We start from the raw sequence: 8,260 nt of genomic DNA, 5'->3' as shown, positions 1-8,260 counted from the left end.
GCTTAGAAGGCTGTTGCTCTATCCAACTGAGCTAACGCCACCACATGCAGCATGCGCGCAATGGCATGCCCACTGGACATGCGCAGCGGCGCATATCAGTGGCCCATATCATACCTGCGCGCCCGGACGCCACGCAGCAAATGGCGCATCGCACCGCCTGTTTTGCGGCAATCAGCGCTCTTTTGCCGGTGCTCTGAGCGCCGGCAGTGCGCTCCAGCGCGCATGCGCGACATCACGCACCAGATCCCAGACCAATTGCACGACCGGCGCAAGACGGCGATGGCGCCGGTGCACCAGCATGATTTGCCGCTCGACCACGGGCAGCAGCAGGCGATGGACCAGACCCGCGCTTTCGACGCCCTGGTCCGCGACCGCGAGCCGCGGCACGACCGCGATGCCCAGACCCGCCTGCACCATGGCGAAAATGGTGGTCGTGTGGCCGACCTGCTGCACCACCTGGCAGTCGGGCGCGTGCTGTTCGAGTTCGCGGTCGATCAGGCGGCGGCTGCCGGACGCATGGTCGAGCAGCACCAGCGGATGGCCCGAGAGATCGCGCCAATGCACTTCGTGCCGCCGCGCGAGCGCGTGGTCCGCGGGGCAGACCAGGCAGAACGGCTCGGAAAGAATCGCTTCGCAGTGCAGATCCTCGGGTTCGGTGGGATCGATGACCACGCCGAAATCGACTTCGCCGGCACGCACGCTGTCGAGCGCGCCCTGCTGGATGCGGTCGAGCAACTGCAGCTGCAGGCCCGGGTGCTGCTGCGCGCAGCGCGCAATGCACTCGGGCATCAGATGGGCCGACAGCGTGGGGCTGCTGGCGACGCGCACGCGGCCGTGGCGCTGCGTGGCCAGGCCGCGCACTTCGAGCAGCGCGGCGTCGAGTTCGTCGAGCACGCGCGTGGCCCGTCCTTGCAGCAGGCGGCCCGCATCGCTGAGTTCGACATCGCGCGTGCTGCGATGCAGCAACTGCACGCCCAGCTGCTGCTCGAGGTCGGTGATGCTGCGGCTGACTGCGGGCTGCGTAAGCCCCACCGCCTCGCCCGCGCGGCTGAAGTTCTGCTGCTGCGCCACGGCCAGGAATACGCGCAGTTGCCGCAAAGTGATATTCATGAGTAAAAATTATAAAACAATCAAATAAATGCATTTCACTTTTGAATCAGCATGCATTCCAATCGGCGCGACGAACGCGCGCACGCCGTTCGCTGCAACTTCTGAAAGCACGGCATGGCCCGACCCCGATTCCTTCCCGACAACTTCACCTTGATGCTCATCGCCACGGTGCTGCTCGCCAGCATCCTGCCGGCCTATGGCAGCGTCGCGCGCGGTCTGGAGTGGGCCGCGATGGGCGTGATCTTCATGCTGTTCTTCCTGCACGGCGCCAAGCTCTCGCGCCAGGCCATCTGGGCCGGCATCAGCCACTGGCGGCTGCACCTGCTGGTCACGGCCATCACTTTCATCGTGTTCCCGCTGCTGGGCTGGGGCCTGCGCCCGGTGCTCGAGCCGCTGCTGACGCCCGACCTGTACCTGGGCGTGCTGTTCCTTTGCACGCTGCCCGCCACCGTGCAGTCGGCGGTGACGCTCACGGCCGTGGCGCGCGGCAACATGCCGGCCGCGATCTGCAGTGCCTCGGGCTCCACGCTGATGGGCATCGTGCTCACGCCGCTGCTCGTGGGCCTGCTGCTGTCGCAGACCGCAGGCAGCAGCGATCCGCTGCAGGCCATGGGCCGCATTGCCTTGCAGCTGCTGCTGCCGTTCGCGCTGGGCCATGGCCTGCGACCCTGGGTGTCGCCGTTCCTGCAGCGCCATGCGGCGCGCATCAAGGGCCTGGACCAGACTTCCATCCTGCTGGTCGTCTACTCGGCGTTCAGCGCTTCGGTGGTCGCCGGACTCTGGACGCGCATTCCGCCACTCGCGCTGGGCGTGCTGGTGCTGGTCTGCGGCCTGCTGCTGGCACTGGCCATGGGCATCAGCGTCTGGCTCGCGCGGCGCTTCGGTTTCTCCACCGAAGACGAAGCCGCGATCATCTTCTGCGGCTCGCAGAAAAGCCTGGTCAGCGGCGTGCCCATGGCCAAGGTGCTGTTTGCGCCCAGCGTGATGGGCGGCATGGTCCTGCCGCTGATGATTTTCCACCCCATGCAGCTGATGGTCGCGGCCTGGGTCGCGGGCCGCTATGCGCGCCGTCCGGTCGGCACCGAAGCGCCGAGCGCCGCCGCGGCGCCGGCCAAGGCCTGAATCACGCTGCGGGCGCTTGGTCCTGAAAAATGGCGGTGCATGCGGCTTCGCCCTGGCGCTGCACGCCGCGGTACATGCCTGCCGTATTGAACGGCATGCTGACCTCGCCCCGGGCATCGACCGCGATCAGCCCGCCGCGCCCGCCTATGCGCAGCAGCTCGCCGAACACCACGTCGGGCGCGGCCTCCTGCAGCGACTGCCCCCGATAGAGCATACGCGCATGCACATCGTGCGCGGCCGCCGTGCGGATGAAGTGCTCGCCCGTGCCCGTGGCGACCACGGCACAGCTCAGATCGTTGGCATAGATGCCCGCGCCTATCACCGCCGAATCGCCGACCCGACCTGGGCGCTTGGCCGTGAGCCCGCCCGTGGACACCGCGCCAGCGAGATGACCGTGGGCGTCCAAAGCCACGGCGCCGACCGTGCCGAAATGGCCGCTGTCGCGCAGCGGCGCCGGCACGCCCATAGCCCGGCGCTGGCGCTGGGCGCGGCGCAGATCGTCCAGCCGCTCCTCGGTGTCAAACCAGGCATCGGGCTCCATGGCCAGTCCCATCTGCTGCGCAAAGCACTGCGCGCCTTCGCCGACCATCAGCACATGGCCCGAATCGGAGAGCACGCTGCGCGCCAGCAGCACCGGGTTGCGCACGCCATGCACGCAGGCCACGGCGCCCGCGGCCAGGCGCTGGCCGTCCATCACCGCGGCATCCATCTCATGGCGCGCCGCAGCGGTATAGACCGAACCCCGGCCCGCATTGAACAGCGGGCAGTCCTCGAGCGACACCACGGCGGCCTGGACCGCGTCCAGCGCCGCGCCCCCGCTTTCCAGCAGCGCCGCACCGGCGGCCAGCGCGGCCTTGAGCGCGCGGTGATAAGGCGCCTCGAGGTCGGGATTCGGCGACATCGTGCCGGCGCCGCCGTGCACGGCAATCACAAAAGGAACAGCTGCCATGAAGCCTCCTCAGCCGCACATGCTGCGCCCCGCAAGCGTGCCCGGGCGTAGGCCGTGGCGGCTGCCGCATGCCAGCCATGGGCTGGCCTTGCGTCGCTCAGGCCGGCGCGCGCAGCGCGAGATTGTTGAGCTTGTCGAGCCGCGCGGGCCAGCTGCCCTGCTGCGCCGATTGCAGCAGGATGCGCGTCCAGGCCACCCAGGCGTCCCACTGCACGCGCTTGTCCCAGGCATTGCCCCAGGCGCTGAAGCACTGCAGCGCGCTGCTTGCCGCGCGTTCGGCGTCGGCGCCGCGTCCGGCCGACAGATAGAGCTGGGCCAGCACCATCTGCGGCTCGCCCACCCAGGGGTTGTGGCGCACCGCATGCTCGAGCACGGCCGTCGCGGCGTCGAGATCTACCAGCGGCTGATCGAGCTGTATCACCGACCAGTACAGCGAGGTCGCAGCCGCCTCGTCAGCCAGCGACAGCACCTGCGTGCACCGGCCGTAGACCGGCGGCAGCGGCAGCAGGTTGTTGAGCGCCGGATGCTGCAGCGCCCGGCCCAGGCAGGCGATCTGGTGCAGCATGCGGCCGCTGGGGCGCATCGGGCCTGGCCACAGCGATGCGGCCCAGTGCTGGGCCTGCTGGCGCTCGCTTTGCACGCGCGGAAACTGCGAGTAGATGTCGTCCTGCCAGCTGAACCACTGCTCCATGCTGTCGGCCATGCTGACCACGATGAAGGCCGCGACCTCGAACGGCGTGAGCACCATCGGCGCGCCGTTCTTCTCGAGCCGCACGCTGCCGTCGGCCTCGATCTCGCCGGCCATCACGCGCTGCACGAACTGCGTGCGGCTCATGGTGCAAAACAGATGGACCAGATGCTCGCAATCCTCGCCCACAAGCTCGGCCAGCCGGCCGCGTTCGCTTGCCGCGTCGAACTTCACCAGATCGACGAAAGCATTGCCGTAGACGCTGTGCAGAAGGCCCAGCAGGCGCACTTCGCGCGGCTGCTGCCACAGCGCCAGAGAACGCGCCACGCCCACCAGATGGTGGCGGAAGGTGCCGGCCTTGTGCCAGTCCTGGCCCACATTGCGCGCCAGCACCACGGGCAGCAGCGGCGCGAGATCGGCGTCCTTGGCGATCCATTCATCGTCGAGCAGCGTCTGGGCACGCGCGAACAGCGCGGCGTCGAGATCGTGAAAAGGCAGGGTCATCGGCATATCTCCAGCGAAAAAAAAGCGCCGCACCTCAAGGTGCAGCGCATGGCAGGCACCAGGCCCGACCTTACCAGGCGACGGTGTACGCGCCCTTGAACGTGGTGTCGACGAACTGCTTGACTTCCGGCGACTGGTAGGCCTTGACGAAGGCCTGCAGGTCGGCATCCTTTTCATGGCCGGCGCGGGTGGCGATCAGCACCGTCACATAGGGCGTGCTGGTGTTTTCCAGCGCCAGCGAGTCCTTTTGCGGCGACAGCCCCGCGGCCACCGCATAGCTGCTGTTGACGGCCGCGGCATCGAGGTCGTCGAGCGCGCGCGCCAGCTGCGCGGCTTCGAGTTCGACGAACCTGAGCTTTTTCGGGTTGGCCGTGATGTCGAGCACCGAAGCGCGCGCGCCCACGCCGGGCTTGAGCGTGATCAGCTTCTGCTCGACCAGTACCAGCAGCGCACGCGAACCGTTGGTCGGGTCGTTGGGAATGCCCACGCGCGCGCCGCTCTTGAGGTCTTCGAGGCGCTTGACCTTCTTCGAATAGACGCCCATCTGCTGGTTGACGGCCTTGGCAACCGGCACCAGCCGGTAGCCACGGTCCTTGTTCTGCGCGTCCATGAACGGCTGGTGCTGGTAGATATTGGCGTCGAGCTCGCCTTGCACCAGCGCCGCGTTGGGCTGGATGAAGTCGCCGAATTCGACCAGCTTGACCTTGAGGCCGTTCTTCTGCGCAACGCGCTGGGCGACTTCGGCGATCTGGGCATGCGGGCCTGCCGTGACACCGATGACCACCTGCTGATCGGCGGCAAATGCGCCCAGGCTGGTCAGGGGAAATGCGGCCGCGAGGGCCAGGGTTTGCAATACAACGCGCTTGTTCATGGTCCACTTTCCCGGGCCCTGCGCGGGCCACATCCAATGCCTGCGCCCGCGGCGCAGGCCCTCACTTCAACGGTGGCTCAGGCGGCGCACCACCCAGTCGCCCAGGCTCTGTATGGCCTGCACGAAGAAGATCAGCACGATCACCACGGCCAGCATCACGTCGGGCAGGAAGCGCTGGTAGCCGTAACGGATGCCCAGGTCGCCCAGGCCGCCGCCGCCGATGGCGCCGGCCATGGCAGAGTAACCGGTCAGGCTCACGAAGCTGATCGTCAGGCCCGCGACGATGCCCGGCAGGGCTTCGGGCAGCAGCACTTTCCAGACGATCTGGCTGGTGGTCGCGCCCATGGCCTGGGCGGCTTCGACCAGGCCGTTGTCGACTTCGCGCAAGGCGGTCTCGACCAGGCGCGCGATGAACGGCGCCGCGGCCAGCGTCAGCGGCACCACGGCCGCGCCCGTGCCTATGGACGAGCCCGTGATCAGCCGCGTGAACGGAATGATCGCCACCAGCAGGATGATGAACGGCGTCGAGCGCACGGCATTGACGATCCAGCCCACGGTCTTGTTGAGCGGGCCGTTTTCGAGCACGCCGCCGTCGTCCGTGAGGCGCAGGAATACGCCCAGCGGAATGCCCAGCAGGCCGCCGACCAGTCCGGAGATACCGACCATCACCAGGGTTTCCCACAGCGAGATGGCAAACAGCTCCAGCATCATTTCAGAAAAATTTTCAAACATCGCTCAACCCTCGATCTGCACGGTTTCGACCTGTACGCCCACGGCGCGCAGATGCGCTATTGCCGCCAGGATCTGCGCGGCCTCGCCGCTGGCGAACACGGCCAGCGAGCCGAAAGTCTGCTCCTGGATCTCGTCGATCTGGCCGTGCAGGATGCTCAGGTCCAGGCCGAAGTCGCGGATCATCTGCGACAGGATGGGTTCATAGGCGCTCTCGCCCGCATACGACAGGCGCAGCAGCTGGCCCGTGCCGCCGTTGAGGTTGGCCGCGAGCTTGCGCACGCGGGCCAGCACGCTGGCCGGCAGTTCCTGGGGCAGAATTTCGTCGATCAGGCTCTTGGTGATGGCCTGCTGCGGACGCGTGAACACGTCGATGACCGGGCCGATTTCAGCGATGCGGCCGGCGTCGATCACGGCCACGCGGTCGGCGATCTGCTTGATCACCTGCATCTGGTGGGTGATCAGCACCACCGTGAGGCCCAGCTCGCGGTTGACCTTGCGCAGCAGGTCGAGAATGGAGCGCGTGGTCTCGGGGTCCAGCGCCGAAGTGGCTTCGTCGCTGAGCAGCACCTTGGGATTGCTGGCGAGCGCGCGCGCAATGCCCACGCGCTGCTTCTGGCCGCCCGAGATCTGCGACGGATAACGGTCGCGCAGCGCCGTCAGGCCCACGAGTTCCAGCAGCGGTTCGACGCGTGCGCGGATCTCGTCCTTGGACATGCCCACGAGTTCCAGCGGCAGCGCTGCGTTGTCGAACACGGTGCGCGAGGACAGCAGGTTGAAATGCTGGAACACCATGCCGATGTCGCGGCGCGCGGCGCGCAGATCGGCGTCACCCAGCTTGGTCAGGTCGCGGCCGTTGACTATCACTTCGCCGTGCGTGGGACGGTTGAGCAGGTTGATGCAGCGCACCAGCGAGCTCTTGCCCGCGCCGCTGCGGCCGATGATGCCGAACACTTCACCGGCTTCGATGTGCAGGTCGATGCCGCGCAAGGCCTCGACCGGGCCCGTCGCGCCCTTGTATATCTGGGAAAGCCCCCGAATGTCGATCATGGAATGTGCTTTGGCGCAGTGCGGGCCCACGGCCTGCCTGCGCTCGTTAAATGAAAAGGAAACGCGCCCGTATCTGTGGCGGGCGCGCGATCAAAAATGCAACCGCGCCCGGCATCTCGCGCCAAGTCGGTGTTAACCCTAAACTATGCCTCAAATTGCAACCGGCTACAGCGCCCGCGCGCATTTCCCCGCGGGGCGGGTGCACAGGCCCGCACAGCGCCCCGCTATTGTCTTCGTTTTGCGCAGCCGCGCGCCATGCCCGACCGGCGCAACCACCGCGCTTTGCCCGCCACAATAGCGGACAGAACTCCTTGAATCTCCCCATGACCACTTTCCAAGCCGGCATTCTGCAGGCCATCCCTGCTATCGGACGCTATGTCTTCTTTTCCATTACCCCGACGGCGCTGAACGAGCCCGCATTGCTGCGCAATGGCCTGCAGCGGCTGGCTGCGCTGGTCGATGGCGAGCGCGTGGTCGCGGCCCTGGGCCACGAACTGGTGCAGGCGCTGGGCGCACAAGTGCCGGGACTGCGCGCGTTTCCCGAACTCAGCGGCCCGGGCGTGAAGGCGCCGGCCACGCCCGTGGCGTTGTGCCTGTGGCTGCGCGGCCAGGACCTGGGCGAGCTGCTGGCGCTCACGCGCCGGCTCGAAAAGGCGCTGGCACCCGCGCTCAAGGCGCTGCGCGTGGTCGAAGCCTTCCGCCACGGCAAGGGCGTGTCCGGCCATGGCCTGGACCTGACCGGCTATGAAGACGGCACGGAAAATCCGCAGGAAGCGGCCGCCGAGAGCGCGGCTTTTGCCAGCGGCCTGGGCGCAGGGCTCGACGGCTCGAGCTATCTCGCGCTGCAACAATGGCTGCACGACTTCGACGCTTTCGACGCGATGTCGGAGCTGGAGCAGGACCACAGCGTGGGCCGCAGGCGCAGCGACAACGAGGAACTCGACGACGCCCCCGAATCGGCCCATGTCAAGCGCACGGCCCAGGAAAGCTTCACGCCCGAAGCTTTCGTGCTGCGCCGCTCCATGCCCTGGGCGCTGCACACGCCCAGCGGCGACAAGGCCGGCCTGATGTTCGCGGCGTTCGGCAGCTCGTTCTATGCGTTCGAAGCGCAGATGCGCCGCATGCTGGGCCAGGAAGACGGCATCGTCGATGCGATGTTCCGTTTCTCGCAGCCGGTCACGGGCGCCTACCTCTGGTGCCCGCCGATGCACGCGGGCCAGCTCGATCTGCGCGCGCT

General features: G+C 67.4%; 8 protein-coding genes. 2 read left to right on the top strand and 6 right to left on the bottom strand.

Features of this window, described 5'->3' with window-relative positions; translation table 11 throughout:
- Nucleotides 1-171 precede the first annotated feature (171 nt).
- Nucleotides 172-1,110, bottom strand: coding sequence for a LysR family transcriptional regulator (locus tag RR928_RS23140; RefSeq protein ID WP_332549903.1), 939 nt, complete (start codon nucleotides 1,108-1,110; stop codon nucleotides 172-174).
- A gap of 114 nt (nucleotides 1,111-1,224) precedes the next feature.
- On the opposite strand from RR928_RS23140, the gene RR928_RS23135 reads away from it, so the two are divergent.
- Nucleotides 1,225-2,232 (top strand): bile acid:sodium symporter family protein, encoded by a 1,008-nt coding sequence (locus RR928_RS23135; RefSeq protein ID WP_332684403.1) that lies wholly within the window; start codon nucleotides 1,225-1,227, stop codon nucleotides 2,230-2,232.
- 1 nt (nucleotide 2,233) lies between these two features.
- Here the strand turns inward: RR928_RS23135 and RR928_RS23130 are convergent, their stop codons facing one another.
- From RR928_RS23130 to RR928_RS23110, 5 genes are all read right to left on the bottom strand, one after another.
- Nucleotides 2,234-3,181, bottom strand: a complete 948-nt coding sequence (locus tag RR928_RS23130; protein WP_332684401.1) for an isoaspartyl peptidase/L-asparaginase family protein — start codon at nucleotides 3,179-3,181, stop codon at nucleotides 2,234-2,236.
- Nucleotides 3,182-3,278: 97 nt separating this feature from the next.
- Complete coding sequence (locus tag RR928_RS23125) at nucleotides 3,279-4,373, bottom strand: DUF6817 domain-containing protein (RefSeq protein WP_332549837.1); 1,095 nt, start codon at nucleotides 4,371-4,373, stop codon at nucleotides 3,279-3,281.
- 70 nt (nucleotides 4,374-4,443) lie between these two features.
- A complete protein-coding gene (locus tag RR928_RS23120; RefSeq protein ID WP_332684399.1) occupies nucleotides 4,444-5,244 on the bottom strand; it encodes a MetQ/NlpA family ABC transporter substrate-binding protein in 801 nt (266 codons plus the stop codon).
- Nucleotides 5,245-5,310: 66 nt separating this feature from the next.
- Nucleotides 5,311-5,976 carry a methionine ABC transporter permease gene (locus RR928_RS23115; protein ID WP_213298897.1) on the bottom strand — a complete coding sequence of 222 codons (666 nt, stop codon included), beginning with the start codon at nucleotides 5,974-5,976 and terminating at the stop codon, nucleotides 5,311-5,313.
- A 3-nt stretch (nucleotides 5,977-5,979) separates the two neighbouring features.
- Nucleotides 5,980-7,023: a methionine ABC transporter ATP-binding protein gene (locus RR928_RS23110; RefSeq protein WP_332549839.1), complete on the bottom strand. Its 1,044-nt coding sequence runs from the start codon at nucleotides 7,021-7,023 to the stop codon at nucleotides 5,980-5,982.
- A 323-nt stretch (nucleotides 7,024-7,346) separates the two neighbouring features.
- Here RR928_RS23110 and RR928_RS23105 point away from each other — a divergent pair.
- The coding region (locus RR928_RS23105; RefSeq protein WP_332549840.1) for a Dyp-type peroxidase at nucleotides 7,347-8,260 on the top strand (914 nt) is incomplete at its 3' end.

This window comes from Comamonas sp., assembly GCF_036666375.1.
GTDB lineage: Bacteria > Pseudomonadota > Gammaproteobacteria > Burkholderiales > Burkholderiaceae_C > Comamonas.
This window is presented reverse-complemented; position numbering and strand designations above follow the sequence as displayed.